Source organism: Pseudoalteromonas sp. TB51 (assembly GCF_000498055.1).
Classification (GTDB): Bacteria; Pseudomonadota; Gammaproteobacteria; order Enterobacterales; family Alteromonadaceae; genus Pseudoalteromonas; species Pseudoalteromonas atlantica.
On sequence record NZ_AUTO01000157.1, the window covers coordinates 1 to 1,936 of the forward strand.

The 1,936-nt window shown below is 41.9% G+C and carries 1 protein-coding gene; it reads right to left on the reverse strand.

Annotated elements, in window-relative coordinates; translation table 11 throughout:
- Positions 1-455: 455 nt before the first annotated feature.
- Positions 456-1,936, reverse strand: a 1,481-nt coding sequence (locus L650_RS0108140) for a choice-of-anchor I family protein (protein WP_085065445.1), incomplete at its 5' end; no start/stop codon positions are given.

The window sequence follows — 1,936 nt, forward strand, 5'->3', positions numbered from 1 at the left end:
TTGCCTCACTACCTAAGTAGCTTGGCTGTTAGAACTCAATCTGTACGAGTGCCCACACAGATGATTGCTTTATATTGTTAAAGAACGTTGCGACGTTGTCGCTAGGGATGCGTATAATACATCCTTTATTTTTCGAGTCAACACTTAATTTTAAACTTTCTTTTTAGAAGATTTAAAACCGAAGCCTTACTTAACTCTCTGAGCCGTTCTGCCTTGCTATGCTTCAGCGTTTCCCGTCTCAGTGGGGTCGCATTATAGGGAGATTCGAGCGGGGGTCAATGTTTTATTTCAGCTTTTTGACAAATAAATGAATTTAGTATGAAACGCATACAAATAAAGGCCTGCAGGCTGATTTTAGATTAAAAAACGCGCATGTTAAGTCGCTATTTTACAGCTAATAATTGCGCGTTAGAAAAAGCAGTACATTTAGTAATCGCTGTACTGCTTTGTTGGTTTTAATTTGCTGCAATTTGCCATACAGCTATAGAACCTGAGATCTCATTACCGATTATAAGCAGTGGCTCGCCTGTCGCACTTTGTTCGGCAGGTACAAACACCATGCCTTCGGGTGCAAGGTCGCCGGTTATATCTGCCCCTTCTATTACACCACGGTTATAAAAGTAATCTTCAAATTGCACATCGTAAGGGTTGGTAATATCGTAAACCATAATCCCGCCCATGCGCTCAAGACCTATAAAGGCAAAAGTGCGTTCGTCTATCGTACCTATTGTTAGCGCTTCGGGTTCTGCGCCTTTATCATCTGAGCGTGTGTCACCTTCGTTTTCATCTTCATTGTTATTAAAGGCTTCACCATGAACCGATGCGGTAATACGACCTATGTCATCGCCTGAGTCAAATACCACCAGCCCATTACTGTCCCAAATAGTAAATGAGCGTGCACCATAGGCATAAAGCGATTCGTATTGACCGTCGTCATTCGTATCACCTTTTACAGTGCTTACCTTCAAGCGGCCTATATCGTCATCGTCGTTATTTAAGTAGTCAAAATTAGCTGCAAGCGTTAAATCTTCAACACGGCTTTCATCTATATAGGCAAGACAGCCATCATCTTCATCGTAATCTAGACCGCCCTTTTCTGCGCAGTCTGCTTCATCTGTTACATCAAAGAAGTACTCGCGTGCATCACCTTCATTTGCCGATACTATAAAGTTTGCGCCTTTCCAGCTAAAGCTTGAGATTGTATCTGGCTGATACATACCATAAAGGCCTGGGTACGATTTAAAGTTAACACCGCCGTCTTTATCTGAGGCATCTATTTGTAAATCTGACCAGTCTTTAAAGCCTAGCGCTTTTAGCTCTACGCTATTATCTTCTAGGTTAATAATAGCGAGACCGTTATTTTCTTGAATTGATACGTAGGCATATTTGTTATCTTTAGAAATGCTGACGTACTCAGGCTCTAAATCCATAGCTACTGTCGTATTTATTACATTTCCGTTAATAGTGCGCCCTGTAGGGTTAGCAAACACAAATCCATCAGACTCAAGTTCAGCTTGCTGACTATTGTAAGTAGTAAAGTCAATATTAGTTGCCGTATCAGCTACTACACCTTCTACTATATTAATTATGCTTACAGAGCCTTCTGGGTCGATACTGTAATCGCCATTAGGTTCACCTTCATTGGCTACAACTACTTTTGTACCGTCGTGGTTAAAAGTCACCATGTCTGGCAAAAAGCCTGCTGGTACATTTTTTATGAAGGCGGGTGTATCGCCGCTTATGTCGTAAAATGCAATTTGACCCGCTTCGCCCACATTTTTAGCAGCCATAGCCACAGCTAGCATTTGGTTGTTTTCATCTATTGCTATGCTGTTTGCATCGCCTGGGGCGTTGTCGTTTAAGGTAAGGGTAATGGTTGATGTTAGGTTAGTTGCACTCACTATCCCTTCGTTATCTTGAACAAGGGCCGCCGTAT